We start from the raw sequence: 17,764 nt of genomic DNA, 5'->3' as shown, positions 1-17,764 counted from the left end.
CCTTAGCGTGGCAGCTTCAGGTTGTTCCAGACAGCGAGGCTTGGCTCAGCCTGGTTCAGGGTATAGAAGTGCAACCCTGGTGCGCCACCTTGCAACAATTGTTCACACATTTCGCTGATGACCTGTTCGCCGAACGCCTGGATGCTCTTGACGTCGTCGCCGTAGGCTTCCAGTTGTTTACGAATCCAGCGTGGGATTTCCGCGCCGCAGGCGTCAGAGAAGCGCGCCAGTTTGCTGTAGTTGGTGATCGGCATGATGCCCGGCACGATCGGGATGTTCACGCCCATCGCTTGTACACGCTCAACGAAGTAGAAGTAGCTCTCTGCGTTGAAGAAGTACTGGGTGATCGCGCTGTTGGCGCCGGCGTTGGCCTTGCGCACGAAATTCTGCAGATCGTCTTCGAAATTGCGCGCCTGGGGGTGCATCTCCGGATAAGCGGCCACTTCGATGTGGAAGTGATCGCCGGTTTCTTCGCGAATGAAGCTCACCAGGTCATTGGCGTAGCGCAGCTCGCCGCTGGCCATGCCCATGCCGGACGGCAGGTCACCGCGCAGGGCGACGATGCGCTTGATGCCGGCTTGCTTGTATTGGGTCAGCAGGCTGCGCAGGTCGGCCTTGCTGTCGCCCACGCAGGACAAATGCGGAGCTGCAGGTACTTTGACTTGGCTTTCCAGCTGCAGCACGGTGTTGATCGTGCGATCGCGGGTGGAGCCACCGGCACCGTAGGTGCAGGAGAAGAAATCGGGGTGGTAGCTGGCCAACTGCTTGGCAGTTGCCATCAGTTTTTCATGCCCAGCATCGGTCTTGGTCGGGAAGAACTCGAAGCTGTAGCGACGATCTTGGGACATGGTCATACCTATGGAAACTCATAAAGCCAGAAGGTGCACACCGTCAATGTGGGAGCGGGCTTGCTCGCGAAGGCGGTATGTCAGTAGTAGATAAGTCGACTGACACACCGCCTTCGCGAGCAAGCCCGCTCCCACAAAAGCCTGCCCCCACATGGGGAGCAGGCAGCAGGCAAATCAGTAGCGGTAAGCGTGCGGCTTGAACGGGCCTTCGACCGTCACGCCGATGTAGTCGGCCTGGGTCTTGGTCAGTTGAGTCACTACGCCGCCGAAGCCGCGGACCATTTCCAGGGCCACTTCTTCGTCGAGTTTCTTCGGCAGTACTTCCACGGTCAGGCGCTCGGCTTTCTGGGCGGGCGACAGGTCGGCGTATTTCTGGCCGAACAGGAAGATCTGGGCCAGTACCTGGTTGGCGAACGAGCCATCCATGATGCGGCTTGGGTGGCCAGTGGCGTTGCCCAGGTTGACCAGACGGCCTTCGGCCAGCAGGATCAGGTAGTCATCGTTCTGCGGGTCGAAATCGCCAGCACCGGTACGGTGAACCTTGTGTACCTGTGGCTTCACTTCTTCCCATGCCCAGTTCTTGCGCATGAAAGCGGTGTCGATTTCGTTGTCGAAGTGACCGATGTTGCACACCACGGCGCGCTTTTTCAGGGCCTTGAGCATGTTCGAGTCGCACACGTTCACGTTGCCGGTGGTGGTCACGATCAGGTCGATCTTGCCCAGCAGGGCCTTGTCGATGCTGGCTTCGGTGCCGTCGTTCTGGCCGTTGATGAACGGCGAAACCACTTCGAAACCGTCCATGCAGGCTTGCATGGCGCAGATCGGGTCGACTTCGGAGACTTTAACGATCATGCCTTCCTGACGCAGGGACTGGGACGAACCCTTGCCCACGTCACCGTAGCCGATCACCAGCGCTTGCTTGCCGGACAACAGGTGGTCGGTGCCGCGCTTGATCGCATCGTTCAGGCTGTGACGGCAGCCGTACTTGTTGTCGTTCTTGCTCTTGGTCACCGAGTCGTTGACGTTGATGGCCGGGATTTTCAGCTCGCCCTTGGCCAGCATGTCCAGCAGGCGGTGTACGCCGGTGGTGGTTTCTTCGGTCACACCGTGGACGCGGTCGAGGATCTGCGGGTACTTCTTGTGCAGCAGCTCGGTCAGGTCGCCGCCGTCGTCGAGGATCATGTTGGCGTCCCATGGCTTGCCATCCTTGAGGATGGTTTGCTCCAGGCACCACTCGTACTCTTCTTCGGTTTCGCCTTTCCAGGCGAACACGGCGATACCGGCAGCAGCGATAGCGGCAGCGGCCTGGTCTTGAGTCGAGAAAATGTTGCAGGACGACCAGCGTACTTCGGCACCCAGGGCAACCAGGGTTTCGATCAGCACGGCAGTCTGAATGGTCATGTGGATGCAGCCGAGAATCTTCGCGCCCTTGAGCGGCTGCTCAGCGGCGTACTTGCGACGCAGGCCCATCAGGGCTGGCATTTCGGATTCGGCGATAAAGGTTTCGCGACGGCCCCAGGCAGCGAGGGACATGTCGGCGACTTTGTAGTCGGTAAAACCTGCAGGCGTGATTACAGCGCTCATGAAGAGCCTCCATTCGTAGTGTGCGAATGGGCGCCGTTGTGCGTTTAGTATCCAGCTGGCTAACCAGGCCGGACAACGCCCCATCCGAGCCTGACAGGTCGAGCCTGCTGCAGCGCCCCTCGGACAGGTGGCGGGAGAACGGTATCAATCGAAGATGACCGTTTTGAAGCGGAGGCGATTATAGCCGCCTGCGCCTGACTTCTAAAGCCTTTCTGTCGGCGGCATGAAGATCGCTCATGGGGTTGATAGGCAATGGCTCATAGAGCTTGGGCCCGGCCTCTGCCATGATGTTGCCCATCATTTCGCAACACGCTTTGGAGTGAACATGAACTTCCACACCCGCAAATGGGTAAAACCCGAAGACCTCAACCCCAACGGCACCCTGTTCGGTGGCAGCCTGCTGCGCTGGATCGACGAAGAAGCGGCCATCTACGCGATTGTCCAGTTGGGCAACCAGCGGGTGGTGACCAAGTACATCTCCGAAATCAACTTCGTCAGCGCCTCGCGCCAGGGCGACATCATCGAACTGGGCATCACCGCCACCGAGTTCGGTCGCACCTCCATCACCCTGACCTGTGAAGTGCGCAACAAGATCACGCGCAAGAGCATTCTGACGGTGGAAAAAATGGTCTTCGTGAACCTGGGTGAAGACGGGTTGCCAGCGCCCCACGGCCGTACCGAGATCAAGTACGTGAAGGATCAGTTCCAGTCGGAAGGCCTCGGCGAGTAATCCTGCGCAGGGCCAGTGAACGCTCTTGATCAACCATAGGTCGTACCTGAACATCGCCCCCCCGTTCAGGTATCACCATGGCCACGCAAGAAGACGGCAAGACCCCCAATCTGTCGCAGGAAGAGCAGCACGACGTCGACAAGAATCAGCCGCCTCGCGCGGCGGTTCTGCATGAAATCATCCGCACTCAAGGCGATCAGGAACTGGAGCGCAACGTCGCCGCGTTGTGGTGGTCGGCGCTGGCCGCCGGCCTGACCATGGGCCTGTCACTGATGGGCATGGGCTTGCTCAACTCGCGCCTGCCGGATGGCGAAGAGTTCAAGGTGATCGCCAGTTTTGGTTACTGCGCCGGCTTTCTTGCCGTGATCCTCGCCCGTCAGCAGTTATTCACCGAAAACACCCTGACCGCGGTGTTGCCGGTGATGAGCAAACCCACGCTGAAGAATTTCGCACGCCTGCTGCGTTTATGGGCCGTGGTGCTGGTGGGCAACCTGTGCGGCACCTTGCTGGTGGCGTACGTGATGCTGCACTTGCCGATCTTTGACACCAAGACCGACCTGGCCTTCCTGGAAATCGGGCGCAAGGTCATGGAAAACGACGCCTACCAGATGTTCGCCAAGGGCATCGTCTCGGGCTGGATGATCGCCACCATGGTCTGGATGATCCCATCCATGGAAAGCGCCAAAATCTGGATCATCATCCTGATCACCTACCTGATGGCACTGGGAGACTTCACCCACATTGTGGTGGGCTCGGCGGAAGTGTCGTACCTGGTATTTGCCGGCGAGCTGCCGTGGAAAGACTTCTGGCTGGTGTTCGCCGGGCCGACGCTGGCGGGCAATATCATCGGCGGCAGCTTTATCTTTGCGCTGATCAGCCATGCGCAGATTCGCAGCGAAAGCAGCCTGCCGGGCAAGGTTGCCGACCCGCGTCACCCTCATCAGATCAACAAGGAACCGTAAGCCGATTCGTCATAAATGAATGGCAAAGTCGCGGCGCGGCTTTTCATTCATCAAGAAGGATCTTTATGCGGGCTTCCCCTCTTTTCCCATGGCGCAGGCTATTGGGGCTGCTGCTGGTATCAGGTGTGTTGGGTTCTGCGCAGGCCACGGATGATGGTGCAGACCACTCCGTGACCGTCGAGAAAATGGCTCAGTCATTCGTGATCAACGCCGACGGCAGTTATGTGCAGGACTACGAGTCAGTGGTGCGCATCAACGAAGAGCGTGGCATTCGGTCCCAGGCGCAGCAGCCGGTGAGCTACAACCGTTCCCTGGATACGCTTGAGATTGTCGAGGCGTTCACCCACAAGCCTGACGGGCGCAAAGTGCCGGTGAGTGCCGAGCAGATCAAGGAGCAGCAGGAGCGGGCTTCCGCCGACGCACCGATGTTCCAGGACTCCCGGGTCAAGGTGGTGATATTCCCCGAGGTGGCGGTGGGTGATCGCTTGATCCTGCGTTTTCAACGAGTGCGCAAGACCCCGTTGTTCCCCGGCGAATTTATTGACTTCGCAACGCCAAGCCGTAATCCGATGGAGCAGTTCAGCCTGACCTACGATCTGCCGGTGGATAAGCCGCTGTACGTCGATGCCAAAGGCTTCAGTGCATCTACGCCGGCGGCGGCGCCCGGGCGCAAGGTGTATCGCTGGGATTACGTGCCGGCTGAAAAGTCCCGTCCCGAGCAAGGCGCGGTGGCGTACGTGGATTACGGCCAGCGTCTGGCGGTCTCGACGTTCCCCAGCTATCAGGCATTGGCCAAAGCCTACGATGCCCGGGCCACCGTCGAAGTGACCCCGGCGATCAGCACGCTGGCCAAGCAACTCACGGTCGACTTGCCAACACCTCGGGCCAAGGCTTTGGTATTGAGTAACTGGGTACGCCGGAACATCCGGTATGTGGCGGTGTACATCGATGCCGGCGGGGTGGTTCCCCACGCTGCGCAGTCGGTGCTGGACAACCGCTATGGTGACTGCAAGGACCATGTGGCCCTGCTTGAAGCGTTGCTCAAGGCCGTCGCCATTGAAAGCTCCCCGGCGCTGATCAGCTACGGCAGTGCCTACACCTTGCCCAAGGTTGCGGCGGTCAGCCCGATCAACCACGCAATCACCTATATCCCTGGCCTGGACCTGTACCTGGATTCAACCGCGACTGGCACGGCTGCCGGTTACCTGCCCAACCTCGACCTGGATAAACCGGTGTTGTTGACGCGTACCGGCGAGATCGGCCGCACGCCGGCGACTCAGCCGGGCAAAGAGTTCAGTGAGCTGGTATTCAAGGTGGACGCCAGTGGCGCTGCAGACTTCACCCAGGCTAAGCGCCTGGACGGTTGGCGCGCGGAGTTTGCCCGGACCTCGATTAAGTCGATGAAACCGGCGGACCGTGACTTGATGATCCAGAAAATCCTGCACGGTTATGGCCAGGCAGGCAGCGGCACGCTGCAAACCGACCCCTTGGACAGCGACGCCCCAAGCTTCAATGCCGTGATGGTGGGGCGCACGGACAACCTGGTGAATGTGCCGGGCCCGATAGGTGTGCCGGCGCTGAGTAGCCTGGGCGGAGGGATTGCCCAGAACGTATCTGCCCTTGCTGTGGAAAAAGAGCGGGCGCAGGCCTTCATCTGCATTTCTGGAGAGAGCACTGAGACGGCCCGGTTCGAGTTTCCCAAGGCCCTCAATATTCTGGCGGTGCCCAAGGCGGTTTCGTTCAAGGGCGCTGGCTTCGAGTACAGCGCCACCTATTCCCGGGAGGGCAACACCGTACTGATTTCACGCACGGCCAGGTTTGCCCACCCGGAAGCGGTTTGCAGCGCCGAGCTCTTCGCGCAGATGAAGCCGGTGATCCAGGCTATGGTCAATGACCTGAAAAGCCAGATCATCGTGCAAACGCTTTGACTGTGAGCTTCAGTGGTGAGCCTCGGGAACAGGCTCATCCTTGGTCACATGCTTGACCAGCTTGCCGATGCTCAAGCCCTGCAACAGGATCGAAGACAGCACCACGATGTAGGTGATGCTCAGCAGCAAGTCACGCTCCGGGCCCAGTGGCAGGGCCAGGGCCAGTGCCACGGAAACCCCGCCGCGCAAGCCGCCCCAGGTGAGGATGCGGATGGTGCCGCGGGGCACCGTGCGCCAGCGGCGCAGCAGCAGGATCGCCGGGGCCACCGTCAGCAGGCGTGACAACAGGATTGCCACCGCCAGCAAACTGGCGGCCAACACGTGCAGCCAGTTGAACGGCAACAGCAGCAGTTCCATGCCGATCAGCGCAAACAGCAGGGCGTTGAGCATGTCATCGAGCAGTTCCCAGAAGCCGTCCAGGTAGCGCCGGGTCATGTCGTTCATCGCCAGCTTGCGGCCGAGGTTGCCGATGATCAGGCCCGCCACCACCATCGCAATGGGTGCCGAGACGTGCAGTTCAGTGGCCATCGCCGAGCCGCCGATCACCAGGGCCAGGGTCAGCATCACTTCGATCTGATACTGCTCGATGCTCTTGATCATCAGGTACACGATGTAGCCGATCAGCCCGCCAAACACCACGCCGCCAATCGCCTCATGGGCAAACAGCATGGCCGTGGCGCCGACCGTAGGCGTCTCGCCCAGTTGCGCGATGCCCAGCAACACGGTGAACACCACCACCGCCGTGCCGTCGTTGAACAGCGATTCGCCGACGATGGTGGTTTTCAGTGGTTTCGACGCATTGGCGGTCCGCAGCACACCGAGCACGGCAATCGGGTCGGTGGGGGAAATCAGCGCGCCGAACAGCAGGCAGTACAGGAAACTCACGTGCCAGCCGAACAGGGCAAAGATGTAGAAGGCCAGGCTGCCGATCACCACCGTGGCAATCAATACGCCGAAGGTGGCGAGCAGGCCGATGGGCCAGCGGTAGCTGCGCAGGTCGCTCAGGTTGACGTGCAAGGCGCCGGCGAACAGCAGGAACGAGAGCATCCAGTTCATCAGCAGGTCGCCGAAGTCGATCTGGCCGATCAACTGCTGGATGCGCTCTTCAAGGCCGGGGTAGCCGATAAAGCTCAAGCCTTGCAGCAGCAGGGAAAACATCAGTGCCGTGACCATCACACCGATGGTGGGCGGCAGGCCGATGAAGCGGTAGTTCACATAGGTGAGCAGGGTGGTGAGGCAAATAAACGCAGCGACAAGTTCAAGCATCCGGGGTCCTTGGATGGAGGAGTGAGTAGAGATCATATGTGGGAGCTGTCGAGCCCCAGCGAGGCTGCGATGGCATCACCTGGGTGAGCCTGCAAGACCGCAGCGCCTGCATCGCAGCCTCGCTAAAGCTCGACAGCTCCCACACAGAACACATTTATCAGTTGGCTACGTTGACCGCAGCCGGGCGACGACGTTGCAGGTCGATGAACAAAAGTGCCGCGACCACCATCCCGCCGATCCAGGCACCGAGCGGCAGGCGAGGATCTCCTTCGGTAATCGTGACGCTCTGATCAGGCATACGCATGCCGACGCCCGGATCGGCGAAGATCGGGCAGCAGCAAAAATTTATTGGTCCAGGTCTTTGCGCAACTGAGTGCGGCGTGGTCGGCTTTAGTATAAACAGGTGCTGAAATATGGCGAATCAATTCCGCTTTTTATGACTGGGGAGTCACCGTGATTGCAACAGCTCTGGTACTGGTAGCGGCGTTGTTGCATGCGACGTGGAACACCTTGATCAAATTCAGCGGCGAGCGCCTGTTGGTCATCGCGTGCATGGACACGGTGGCGTTGCTGTTTGTGGTGCTGGCGGTGGGGTTTGTATCGTTTCCGCCACTGGAAATCTGGCCGTGGATCATCGCCTCGGCGTTGTTTGAATTGCTCTACCGCTACCTGCTGATCCAGGCCTATCGCGTGGGTGACCTGGGCTTGGTGTACCCATTGATGCGCGGCTTGTCGCCTTTGGTGGTGCTGGCGCTGACGCTGGTGTTTGCCGGTGAGGTGCTCAGTACCCAGCAGATTCTCGGCATTCTGCTGATCCCGTTCGGCATGCTATGCCTGTTGTGGCAGGGCGGCGGTGGCGACCGGTTGCCCTGGTCGATGCTGCCGGTGGTGGCGTTGATCGGCTTGTGTATCGGTTGCTACACCTTCCTCGATGGCCAGGCATTGCGCCGTTGGTCACACCCGCTGGACTACCTGGTGTGGCTGACGCTGATAAGCGCATGGCCGTTTCCGTTGCTGGCGATGGTGCGCAAACGGGCGGCGTTCGGGCTGTTCTGGCGCACGCAGTGGCGGCTGGGGCTGAGTGTCGGGTTGTGCGTGTTGTTGAGCTACGCTCTGGTGCTTTGGGCCATGCAGTTGGGCTCGATTGCCGAAGCCGCTGCGCTGCGGGAAGTCAGTGTGATCCTGGTGGTGCTGTTCGGCATGCGTTACCTGAAAGAACCTTTCGGCCGCCCACGGCTCATAGCCTGTGGGTTGGTGCTGATCGGCATGTTCGTGATGAAACTCTAACCGTCGGATAAAACTAAAAAAGGAATGGGTTATGACAGTCGCTTTCTGGTGTGTGTTGATCGCAATTTTTCTGCCGTACCTGTGCACGGGCGTGGCCAAGTTCAGCGGCGGCAAGTTCGGGCCCCGGCAGAACCATGACCCGCGGGCGTTCCTCGACACCCTCGAGGGGTTTGCCAAGCGCGCCCACAGTGCGCAACTCAACAGCTTCGAAGTGACCCCGGCCTTTGCGGCCGCGGTGATCATTGCCCATCTGGCTGGCGTTGCGTCGCTGGTGACGATCAACGTCCTGGCGGTGCTGTTCATCACCAGCCGGTTGCTCTACATCATCTGCTACCTGGCGGACTGGGCGATGCTGCGGTCGGTGGTGTGGGCGGTGGGGATGGCGTTGATTGCGAGCTTCTTCTTCGTCTCGATCTAAAGCCTGACACTGTTCAAATGTGGGAGCGGGCTTGCTCTCACATAGACCGTGGTGTTCTTCAGGTGCCTGTCGGTGCATCCGGCACTTTCGGCAACGCTGCGCCTTTGGGCCACAGCATCCAGATCTGGCCCTGCTGCTTCATGTTGCCCGCCAACTCACCAGCGGCATCACCGGTTCCCCAGAACAGGTCGGCCCGCACTTCGCCGGTAATTGCACCACCGGTATCCTGCGCAGCCACCGGGCGGGCAATCGGCGCACCATCCGGTCGGGTAGTCGACAGCCACAACAGGCTGCCCAGCGGAATTACCTTGCGGTCCACCGCGACGCTATAACCCGCAGTCAGTGGCACGTTCAGCGAGCCACGCGGGCCTTCGTTGCTGTCGGGGCGGGCACTGAAGAACACGTAGCTGGGGTTGCTTGCCAGCAATTCAGGAATACGCTGCGGATGCGCCTTGGCCCAGGCCGCGATGGCGCCCATGGTCACGTCTTCTTTTTTCAGCTCGCCCTGCTCCACCAGCCAGCGGCCGATGGGGCGGTACGGGTAACCGTTCTGGTCACCGTAACCCACCCGCAATTGGCGGCCGTCGGCCAGTTGGATACGACCGGAACCCTGGATCTGCAGGAATTGCAGGTCCATCGGGTTGGTCAGCCAGGCGATGGGCTTGGCGGTGGAGCCTTGGTGGTTGATGGTGCTGGCGTCGTCATAGGGTTTGAGTACCCGGCCTTCCAGGCGACCGCGCAGGCGCTTGCCCTTGAGCTCCGGGTAGATGCTTTCCAGGTTGACGATGATCAGGTCATCCGGCACGCCGAACACCGGTACATGGGCGGTGGCGGTTTCGGTGAGGCTGCCGGGGTAAACCGGTTCGTAGTAGCCGGTGATCAGGCCGTTGGGGCTGTTGTCGGCCGAACGCAGGCCGTAGACATCGAGGTTGGCCTTGAGGAAGTCGCGAATCGCCACTGCGGTCGACGGCACGGTGGCCGATGCCGCGCACGTCGCGCCCCATATCGGGTCAGCCTTGAGGCGTTGACAGGCACTGCGCCATGATTCGAAGCCGGCTTGCAGGTCGCTGTCCGACACGGCCGGCAGGTTTTCCCAGGTAGCGCCAACGTAGGTGGCGATGGCGTGGGGCTTGGCTTTTTCGTCCTTGCCGGTGTCGCAACCGGCCAGCAACGCGATCATTGGCAGAGCCCACGCCAGGCGGCGGCTCCAGGGTTTAAAGCGGATACTCATACAATCAATTCCTGAAGCGATTGCCCGCGCTGGTTGGTGCTCGAGCAACCCTTATTATTAATAGGGGTATTGGTCTTTGCGGGCGGGGCGAGGATACTGGCCGCCGTTTCCCGTGACCTTGAGCCATCATGACTTTTAAAAGACTGACCGTTGTATTGCTGGCCTGCCTGACACTGTCCGCCTGCGGCGGGGTTGATCCGAATTCGCCCCTTGGCCAGCGCAAGGCCATTTTCAAGCAGATGCTCAAGACCGGCGAAGACCTGGGCGGCATGTTGCGTGGGCGCATTCCGTTCGACGGCGGCAAATTTGCCGAAGGCGCGGTCAAGCTTGATGCGTTGTCCCACGAACCGTGGAAACATTTCCCGAGCGTGCGTGAAGAAGACCACACCAGCGCCAAGGACGACGTGTGGCAGCAGCAGGCACGCTTCCAGGAAATGGCTCGAAACCTTGAAACGGCCACCGGTGAATTGGTGATCGCCAGCCAGGTCCAGCCCTACAAGGCCAGCAATCTTGGGCCGGCCGTGCAGAAGGTCGAAGATGCCTGCACCGCGTGCCATAAACAGTTCCGCGATCACTGAGGCCGTCTTACTTGTCCAGTTCGTCCAGGGCTTCCTGCAAGTCCTTGCGTGACTGGGCCAGCTTGTCCTTGCGCTTGTTGATCTTCTCGGAATCACCCTTCTTCATGGCCTTGTCGAGGTCAGCCTGACGGCGGCTGACTTCGTGCTTGGCGTCGAGCACCTTGTTTTCCCGCTCCTTTTTCAAGGAGGCATCGGTGCAGTTGGCGGTGACTTCACTCAAGGCTTTTTCCAGGCCGGCTTGTTGCTCACTGTTGCCGTGGGCCTTGGCTTGTTCGATCTGGGTGCTGATGGACTCGCGCTTGGCGGCGCAGCCTGTGAGTGGCGCAGCTTCCTCGGCTGCCAGCAATGGCGCGGACATAAGGGTAGCGACGGTCAACAGGGCAAAAGGTGCAAGAAATTTCATAAAGGCTCCAAGGCAAACAAGGTCGCAATCAGGTGGGCAGGATGAATTCTGCCGGCACCGGTTAATGCCGTCGGGCAGAGGTCAAAAACCATCTATCCCGGCAGCCCGTAATGTTTCACTCAAGGCCAGCACCTGCGGGTCGCGAAAAAAAGCGCTCAGTTGCGCCGCGCGACCCGGGCCTATGCCGTCTTCGGCCAGCCAGGCTTGAGTGTCTCTGGCGGCCAGGGTTTGCCAGCCGCCTTGTAGATTGTTGCGGGCCGTGGGCGGTACTCCCAGGGCCATCAGCCATTGCGCGAACGGTCGCTGCCGGGCGCTGCGCAAGCTGTCGAGTAAACGCGCACTGCTGCGTTCGCCGAAGCCATCAATGTTAGCAAGCTCTGCCTCATCCAGGGTTAACCAATCGAGCAGGCCGTCGATCAGGCCGGCCTGGATCAAGGTGTTCCAGGTTTCGCGGCCGATGTGTGGCAGGGCCAGGCCCTGGGCGCCGCTCAGCCAGGTCAGGCGCGCGAGCAGCTGTTCTTCGCAACCCGGGGCCAGTTGCCAGCAACTCAAGGGGTGGAAGTCCCTGGCCTGCGGGACCTGCAACTCGGCCCGTGGCTGGCTGCGCAGGATGACGCGGTCAAGGCGGGGGATGACGTGCCCGGCGAGGCTGATGGACACCTGGTCGCCAGTACGGATATCCAGTTCCCGCCAGCGTTTCAGGGAACCGACACTGACCCGGCTGATCTTCCGGTCATCGAGCAGTACCGGTTCCAACTCCAGGATGGAGGTGATGCGCCCGGTGCGGCCAATCTTGAAGTGCACCTTGCGCACATGGGCCAGTGCCTTGGCCACCGGGTACTTCCAGGCAACCGCCCAGTAGGGCGCGCTGACCCGCCAGCGCTCGGCCGGGGCCCGCTGGCCTTGATGCAATACCACGCCGTCGCTGGCGAAGGGCAGCGGGTGGCTGTACCAATAGCTGCGCCAGTGCGCCGCTTCGGTAATGTCCTTGATCGGGTGGCTGTAGCGCCCGCTGTCGGTGAAGCCCCACTGCGCCAGCTGGCTCAGCCGCTCGGAAAAGTCATCGGGGCCCTGGGGCCAGGCCCAGACAAACAGACCGATATTGGCGGCCTCGGCGTCGCTCAACTGCCGGCGATTCATCAGCCCGGCCACTTTGCCGCGGGCGCCGAGGCCACCTTTGGCAGCTTGCACATGGTCATTCAGTCGCCAATAGAGTTCGCCCTGCAACAACAGGTCAACGGGCTCGGGCAGTTGCTGCACGATCCCCGGAATCCGGCGGGCGGAGGCTGACCAATCCTGGCCCAGCCGGCCATCGCCGCGACTGATGACCCGGCTCAACCGGCCCTTGCGGTAAACCAGCGTGACGGCGACGCCATCGACCTTGGGCTGGATCCACACGTCCTGGCGAGTCCCCAGCCAGGTTTGCACGGCGTTATCGTCCAGCAGTTTTTCCAGGCCGGAGTGGGGCGTCGGGTGGGCGGTCGTGCCCCGCGCGCTGCCCAGCGGGTCGTCCGTGACTGGGGCGGAGGGAGTGAAACACCTGCGCCATTGGGCAAGGCGCTGGCTGGCCTGGTCATACAGCTCATCGCTGACCAATGACTGGCCGAGCCGGTGGTAGCTGTCATCCCACAAGCGGATTTGTTGCGCCAGGGTGCTGATCTGGGCCCGGGCGTGATCGGCCTCCCAGTCGGGGCACCCCTGCGACCACGCAGTGAGCGGCGAGAAGCTGAGTAAAAGAAAAAACAGCCAGCGCATAAGTGACGTCATCATGAGCATCCTTGCTCTGAAAAGGGCGCCCAGCCTAAGCCATCCCCGCGGGCATAAAAAAGCCCCGCAACCGCGAGGCTTTTTACCCGATGTTTCTGCTCGCTTGAACAGAACGCCGGGGCTCTGTGTACACCGTAGGACGATTACAGGCCGGCGGCAGTACGCAGGTCGTTGGCGCGGTCGGTCTTTTCCCAGGTGAACGTAGTGAACGTGTCGTTGCCGACAGTCTTCTGCTCAGGGGTACGACCGAAGTGGCCGTAGGCCGCAGTTTCCTGGTACATCGGGTGCAGCAGGTCGAGCATGGTGGTGATTGCGTACGGACGCAGGTCGAAGATCTCACGCACCAGCTTGACGATCTTGTCGTCGCTGATCTTGCCGGTACCGAAGGTGTTCAGCGAGATCGACGTAGGCTGGGCCACACCGATTGCGTAGGACACCTGAATCTCGCAACGCTCGGCCAGGCCGGCGGCCACGATGTTCTTGGCCACGTAACGACCGGCGTAGGCCGCCGAACGGTCAACCTTGGATGGATCCTTGCCGGAGAACGCGCCACCGCCGTGACGGGCCATGCCGCCGTAGCTGTCGACGATGATCTTGCGACCGGTCAAGCCGCAGTCGCCCACCGGGCCACCGATGATGAACTGGCCGGTCGGGTTGATGTGGAACTGGGTGTCCTTGGTCAGCAGTTCGGCAGGCAGCACGTGCTTGACGATCAGCTCCATGACGCCTTCGCGCAGGTCGGCGTAGGAAACGTCCGGGTTGTGCTGGGTCGACAGTACCACCGCGTCGATGGCGACGACTTTGCCGCCTTCATAACGGCAGGTCACCTGGGACTTGGCGTCCGGGCGCAGCCATGGCAATGCACCGGATTTACGGGCTTCGGCCTGGCGCTTCACCAACTGGTGGGAGAAGGTGATCGGTGCCGGCATCAGCACGTCGGTTTCGTTGCTGGCATAGCCGAACATCAGGCCCTGGTCGCCGGCGCCCTGATCTTCAGGCTTGGCACGGTCGACACCCTGGTTGATGTCAGGGGACTGCTTGCCGATGATGTTCATCACGCCGCAGGTCGCACCGTCGAAGCCGACGTCGGAGCTGTTGTAGCCGATGTCGATGATCACATCACGCACGATCTGCTCCAGGTCTACCCAGGCAGAGGTGGTGACTTCGCCGGCGATGATCGCCACGCCCGTTTTCACCAGAGTCTCGCACGCCACTCGGGCGAACTTGTCTTCAGCGATGATGGCGTCCAGCACCGCGTCAGAGATCTGGTCGGCGATTTTGTCCGGATGCCCTTCAGACACGGACTCGGAGGTGAAAAGGGAGTATTCGCTCATCTCGATGTTTTCCTGATATTTACCGATGGTGAGTGTCGCCAGCCGGCCGCTGAAAATGGCGGACCTGAATCTGGAAACCATTACGTAAACCTACATAGAGGCTTTCCCCGGGAACGAGTCCCGCAGCGGTGGCCCAACGGGCCAGATCGTCCTGTTCAAAACCCAGCCAGAGATCACCGCAGGCTTCCCTGGCCCAACTCTGGTTGTGGCTGCATAAATCCGTGACCAACAGGCTGCCGCCTGGTTGCAGCAAATTCGCCATCTGCCTGAGGGCGTCTGCCGGGGCGGCGAAATGGTGCAGGACCATGTTCAGCACCACGCAATCGGCCCGCAGGCTGGTGTCATTCAGGGCGTCCGCCAACTGCAGGTGGACATTGCCCAGCGCTTCGCGCTCACACAATTGGCGGGCCAGCTCCAGCATCGCCGGGCTGTTGTCCAGCGCCGTGACCTGATGAAAGCGCCGCGCCAGCTCCGGCAGGAAGCCGCCATCACCCGGGCCCACTTCAACCGCCGTAGCCTCATCACTGAAGCTCAGCTTGTCCAAAAGTGCCAGCACGCTTTCGCGGTATTGCGCCAAGCCGGCGATCAGATCCTGCTGGGCGCGAAACTTCTCGGCTACCCGTGAGAAAAAGTCCTGGCTGGCGGCAGCACGTTGCCCGTGCACCTGGCTGATGCGCGACTGCACGTCAGCCGGCAGCGCCAGGCTGTCTATTTCTTCGAGCAGCGCGGCGTGCAGCTTGCCGCCCAGTTGCTCGGTGTGGGGCAGGGCGCGACGGTAAAAAATCGCATTGCCCTCGCGGCGGGTCGCCACCAGGTCGGCCTGGGCCAGTACCTTCAAGTGGTGGCTCATGCCGGATTGGCCGATGGCGAAGATCTGCGCCAGCTCCAGCACCCCGAACGAATCGTTGGTCAGCGCGCGCAACACATTCAGGCGCAACGGATCGCCACCGGCCTTGCACAGGGCTGCCAGCTCGTCGCTGTCGTCGGGTCGAATGGAAGGTGCGCTCAGGTTCATAAGGCCAGCAGTCTAGTGACGGTGGTAAAACCCCGCAAGGGCAATATCAAAAAGTTTTGATATTGGTCGATAATCGGTGGTTATAAGCAGCCGCTATAACCCATGGACGAAGCGGGGGGCGGTTTCTCCAGTCAATCCGCAGGAAAAACACCCTCAAGTGACTATCTGTCATTGCCCCGAGGGCCGTGGCTGAGGGAAAATGCCGATCCTTTTTTCCGTTTCTTTTATTCAACCTCCAGGAGATCAGCGATGCCCAGCCGTCGTGAGCGTGCCAACGCCATTCGTGCCCTCAGCATGGATGCCGTGCAAAAAGCCAACAGCGGCCATCCCGGTGCCCCGATGGGCATGGCGGATATCGCCGAGGTACTTTGGCGTGACTACCTGAAACACAACCCGAGCAACCCGTCGTTCGCCGACCGTGACCGGTTCATCCTGTCCAACGGCCACGGCTCGATGCTGATCTACTCGTTGCTGCACCTGACCGGCTACGACGTCACCATCGACGACCTGAAAAACTTCCGCCAGATCCACAGCCGCACCCCGGGCCACCCGGAATACGGCTACACCCCAGGCGTTGAGACCACCACCGGTCCACTGGGCCAGGGCCTGGCCAACGCCGTGGGTTTTGCCCTGGCTGAAAAAGTGCTGGCTGCGCAGTTCAACCGCCCGAACCACAACGTTGTCGACCACCACACCTACGTGTTCCTCGGTGATGGCTGCATGATGGAAGGCATTTCCCACGAAGTCGCCTCCCTGGCCGGTACCCTGGGCCTGGGCAAGCTGATTGCCTTCTACGATGACAACGGCATCTCCATCGACGGCGAAGTCGAAGGCTGGTTCACCGACGACACGCCTAAGCGTTTCGAAGCCTACAACTGGCAGGTGATCCGCAACGTCGACGGCCACGATCCTGAAGAGATCAAGACCGCCATCGACACCGCCCGCAAGAGCGAGCAGCCGACCCTGATCTGCTGCAAGACCACCATCGGCTTCGGTTCGCCGAACAAGCAAGGCAAGGAAGACTGCCACGGCGCCCCACTGGGTGACGCGGAAATCGCCCTGACCCGCGCTGCGCTGAAGTGGAACCACGGCCCGTTCGAAATCCCGGCTGACATCTACGCCGAGTGGAACGCCAAGGAAGCCGGCCTGGCGGTCGAAGCCGAGTGGGACCAGCGTTTCGCGGCCTACTCCGCCGAATTCCCTGAGTTGGCCAACGAACTGGTTCGCCGCCTGGCCGGTGATCTGCCTGCCGACTTCGCTGAAAAGGCCTCGGCCTACATCGCCGAAGTGGCGGCCAAGGGCGAAACCATCGCCAGCCGTAAAGCCAGCCAGAACACCCTGAACGCGTTCGGCCCGCTGCTGCCTGAGTTCCTCGGCGGTTCGGCTGACCTGGCCGGTTCCAACCTGACCCTGTGGAAAGGTTGCAAAGGTGTCTCGGCGGAAGACGCCAGCGGCAACTACATGTACTACGGCGTACGCGAGTTCGGCATGAGCGCCATCATGAACGGCGTTGCCCTGCACGGCGGCCTGGTGCCTTACGGCGCGACCTTCCTGATGTTCATGGAATACGCCCGCAACGCCGTACGCATGGCGTCGTTGATGAAGAAGCGTGTGATCTTCGTCTACACCCACGACTCCATCGGCCTGGGTGAAGACGGCCCGACGCACCAGCCGGTCGAGCAACTGACCAGCCTGCGCACCACGCCGAACCTGGACACCTGGCGCCCATCGGACGCGGTCGAATCGGCTGTGGCCTGGAAGCACGCAATCGAGCGCAAGGACGGTCCTTCGGCGCTGATCTTCTCCCGTCAGAACCTGCAGCACCAAACCCGCGACGCGGCGCAGATCGAAGGCATCAGCCGTGGTGGCTACGTGCTGAAAGACTGCATCGGCGAGCCGGAGCTGATCCTGATCTCCACCGGTTCGGAAGTGGGCCTCGCGGTTCAGGCGTACGACAAGCTGACGGCCGCCGGTCGTAACGTGCGCGTGGTTTCCATGCCGTGCACCAGCGTCTTCGAAGCCCAGGACGCCGACTACAAGCAATCGGTGTTGCCGTTGCAGGTCAGCGCACGTATCGCCATCGAAGCGGCTCACGCCGACTACTGGTACAAGTACGTGGGCCTGGAAGGTCGCGTGATCGGCATGACCACCTACGGTGAGTCGGCGCCGGCGCCAGCGTTGTTCGAAGAGTTCGGTTTCACCCTGGAAAACATCCTGGGTCAGGCTGAAGAGCTGCTGGAAGACTAAAGCGCGTCCCCTTGTAGGAGCGAGCTTGTTGTGGCGAGGGAGCTTGCTCCCGCTGGGCTGCGAAGCGGCCCCAAGCCGTGCGATCGAGATGTGTCAGATACACCTCGTCAGCCGGTCTGGGAGTGCTTCGCACTCCAGCGGGAGTAAGCTCCCTCGCCACACAAGC

16 protein-coding genes and 1 riboswitch are annotated in these 17,764 nt (G+C 61.1%); of the genes, 7 read left to right on the top strand and 9 right to left on the bottom strand.

The features are described 5' to 3' along the window. Positions 1-2: 2 nt before the first annotated feature. On the bottom strand, positions 3-848 hold the full coding sequence (metF, locus tag HX818_RS12855; RefSeq protein WP_008434100.1) for a methylenetetrahydrofolate reductase [NAD(P)H]: 846 nt from the start codon (positions 846-848) through the stop codon (positions 3-5). A 174-nt stretch (positions 849-1,022) separates the two neighbouring features. Beyond that, on the bottom strand, positions 1,023-2,432 hold the full coding sequence (gene ahcY, locus HX818_RS12850; RefSeq protein WP_003216850.1) for an adenosylhomocysteinase: 1,410 nt from the start codon (positions 2,430-2,432) through the stop codon (positions 1,023-1,025). Between the two features lie 21 nt (positions 2,433-2,453). Next, positions 2,454-2,559: riboswitch (S-adenosyl-L-homocysteine riboswitch) on the bottom strand. A 198-nt stretch (positions 2,560-2,757) separates the two neighbouring features. Between ahcY and HX818_RS12845 the strand changes: the two genes are divergently transcribed. The 3 genes from HX818_RS12845 to HX818_RS12835 all read left to right on the top strand — a co-directional run bounded on the left by HX818_RS12845 (position 2,758) and on the right by HX818_RS12835 (position 6,052). Beyond that, on the top strand, positions 2,758-3,162 hold the full coding sequence (locus HX818_RS12845) for an acyl-CoA thioesterase (RefSeq protein WP_003216852.1): 405 nt from the start codon (positions 2,758-2,760) through the stop codon (positions 3,160-3,162). A gap of 77 nt (positions 3,163-3,239) precedes the next feature. Next, positions 3,240-4,124, top strand: a complete 885-nt coding sequence (locus HX818_RS12840; RefSeq protein WP_003216853.1) for a formate/nitrite transporter family protein — start codon at positions 3,240-3,242, stop codon at positions 4,122-4,124. Between the two features lie 65 nt (positions 4,125-4,189). Then, on the top strand, positions 4,190-6,052 hold the full coding sequence (locus HX818_RS12835) for a DUF3857 domain-containing transglutaminase family protein (RefSeq protein WP_177020230.1): 1,863 nt from the start codon (positions 4,190-4,192) through the stop codon (positions 6,050-6,052). 9 nt (positions 6,053-6,061) lie between these two features. On the opposite strand, the gene HX818_RS12830 is transcribed toward HX818_RS12835, so the two are convergent. Next, on the bottom strand, positions 6,062-7,318 hold the full coding sequence (locus HX818_RS12830; protein ID WP_017476479.1) for a sodium:proton antiporter: 1,257 nt from the start codon (positions 7,316-7,318) through the stop codon (positions 6,062-6,064). Between the two features lie 157 nt (positions 7,319-7,475). Next, on the bottom strand, positions 7,476-7,622 hold the full coding sequence (locus HX818_RS12825) for a hypothetical protein (protein ID WP_177020213.1): 147 nt from the start codon (positions 7,620-7,622) through the stop codon (positions 7,476-7,478). Between the two features lie 149 nt (positions 7,623-7,771). Between HX818_RS12825 and HX818_RS12820 the strand changes: the two genes are divergently transcribed. Together HX818_RS12820 and HX818_RS12815 are read left to right on the top strand one after the other, a co-directional pair. After that, positions 7,772-8,605: an EamA family transporter gene (locus HX818_RS12820; RefSeq protein ID WP_063026578.1), complete on the top strand. Its 834-nt coding sequence runs from the start codon at positions 7,772-7,774 to the stop codon at positions 8,603-8,605. Between the two features lie 31 nt (positions 8,606-8,636). After that, positions 8,637-9,023 (top strand): MAPEG family protein, encoded by a 387-nt coding sequence (locus HX818_RS12815; RefSeq protein WP_003216858.1) that lies wholly within the window; start codon positions 8,637-8,639, stop codon positions 9,021-9,023. A 58-nt stretch (positions 9,024-9,081) separates the two neighbouring features. On the opposite strand, the gene HX818_RS12810 is transcribed toward HX818_RS12815, so the two are convergent. Beyond that, on the bottom strand, positions 9,082-10,254 hold the full coding sequence (locus HX818_RS12810) for a murein transglycosylase A (RefSeq protein ID WP_177020229.1): 1,173 nt from the start codon (positions 10,252-10,254) through the stop codon (positions 9,082-9,084). A 128-nt stretch (positions 10,255-10,382) separates the two neighbouring features. Here HX818_RS12810 and HX818_RS12805 point away from each other — a divergent pair, with 128 nt between their 5' ends. After that, on the top strand, positions 10,383-10,832 hold the full coding sequence (locus HX818_RS12805) for a cytochrome c (protein WP_008434083.1): 450 nt from the start codon (positions 10,383-10,385) through the stop codon (positions 10,830-10,832). 7 nt (positions 10,833-10,839) lie between these two features. Here the strand turns inward: HX818_RS12805 and HX818_RS12800 are convergent, their stop codons facing one another. The 4 genes from HX818_RS12800 to HX818_RS12785 form a co-directional block, all read right to left on the bottom strand. Then, complete coding sequence (locus HX818_RS12800) at positions 10,840-11,235, bottom strand: DUF1090 domain-containing protein (protein ID WP_177020228.1); 396 nt, start codon at positions 11,233-11,235, stop codon at positions 10,840-10,842. Between the two features lie 81 nt (positions 11,236-11,316). Next, positions 11,317-13,002, bottom strand: coding sequence for an NAD-dependent DNA ligase LigB (gene ligB, locus HX818_RS12795; protein ID WP_256344680.1), 1,686 nt, complete (start codon positions 13,000-13,002; stop codon positions 11,317-11,319). A 143-nt stretch (positions 13,003-13,145) separates the two neighbouring features. After that, positions 13,146-14,336: a methionine adenosyltransferase gene (metK, locus tag HX818_RS12790; protein ID WP_003216863.1), complete on the bottom strand. Its 1,191-nt coding sequence runs from the start codon at positions 14,334-14,336 to the stop codon at positions 13,146-13,148. 19 nt (positions 14,337-14,355) lie between these two features. After that, complete coding sequence (locus HX818_RS12785) at positions 14,356-15,351, bottom strand: metalloregulator ArsR/SmtB family transcription factor (protein ID WP_003216864.1); 996 nt, start codon at positions 15,349-15,351, stop codon at positions 14,356-14,358. Between the two features lie 249 nt (positions 15,352-15,600). Between HX818_RS12785 and tkt the strand changes: the two genes are divergently transcribed. Continuing rightward, positions 15,601-17,598: a transketolase gene (tkt, locus tag HX818_RS12780; protein WP_177020227.1), complete on the top strand. Its 1,998-nt coding sequence runs from the start codon at positions 15,601-15,603 to the stop codon at positions 17,596-17,598. Positions 17,599-17,764: the final 166 nt, after the last annotated feature.

This window comes from Pseudomonas sp. F9001, from assembly GCF_013385435.1.
GTDB lineage: Bacteria > Pseudomonadota > Gammaproteobacteria > Pseudomonadales > Pseudomonadaceae > Aquipseudomonas.
Note: the sequence above shows the minus strand (reverse complement) of the source record. Positions and strands in the feature narration are given on the sequence as shown.

Bases quoted from the DNA above. Each gene is read 5' to 3' on its own strand.
- HX818_RS12815 (WP_003216858.1), top strand. From the start codon at position 8,637: ATGACAGTCGCTTTCTGGTGTGTGTTGATCGCAATTTTTCTGCCGTAC.
- HX818_RS12825 (WP_177020213.1), bottom strand. From the start codon at position 7,622: ATGCGTATGCCTGATCAGAGCGTCACGATTACCGAAGGAGATCCTCGC.
- HX818_RS12845 (WP_003216852.1), top strand. From the start codon at position 2,758: ATGAACTTCCACACCCGCAAATGGGTAAAACCCGAAGACCTCAACCCC.
- HX818_RS12785 (WP_003216864.1), bottom strand. From the start codon at position 15,351: ATGAACCTGAGCGCACCTTCCATTCGACCCGACGACAGCGACGAGCTG.
- ligB (WP_256344680.1), bottom strand. From the start codon at position 13,002: ATGACGTCACTTATGCGCTGGCTGTTTTTTCTTTTACTCAGCTTCTCG.
- HX818_RS12840 (WP_003216853.1), top strand. From the start codon at position 3,240: ATGGCCACGCAAGAAGACGGCAAGACCCCCAATCTGTCGCAGGAAGAG.
- HX818_RS12800 (WP_177020228.1), bottom strand. From the start codon at position 11,235: ATGAAATTTCTTGCACCTTTTGCCCTGTTGACCGTCGCTACCCTTATG.
- HX818_RS12830 (WP_017476479.1), bottom strand. From the start codon at position 7,318: ATGCTTGAACTTGTCGCTGCGTTTATTTGCCTCACCACCCTGCTCACC.
- HX818_RS12810 (WP_177020229.1), bottom strand. From the start codon at position 10,254: ATGAGTATCCGCTTTAAACCCTGGAGCCGCCGCCTGGCGTGGGCTCTG.
- HX818_RS12805 (WP_008434083.1), top strand. From the start codon at position 10,383: ATGACTTTTAAAAGACTGACCGTTGTATTGCTGGCCTGCCTGACACTG.
- metK (WP_003216863.1), bottom strand. From the start codon at position 14,336: ATGAGCGAATACTCCCTTTTCACCTCCGAGTCCGTGTCTGAAGGGCAT.
- HX818_RS12835 (WP_177020230.1), top strand. From the start codon at position 4,190: ATGCGGGCTTCCCCTCTTTTCCCATGGCGCAGGCTATTGGGGCTGCTG.
- tkt (WP_177020227.1), top strand. From the start codon at position 15,601: ATGCCCAGCCGTCGTGAGCGTGCCAACGCCATTCGTGCCCTCAGCATG.
- ahcY (WP_003216850.1), bottom strand. From the start codon at position 2,432: ATGAGCGCTGTAATCACGCCTGCAGGTTTTACCGACTACAAAGTCGCC.
- metF (WP_008434100.1), bottom strand. From the start codon at position 848: ATGTCCCAAGATCGTCGCTACAGCTTCGAGTTCTTCCCGACCAAGACC.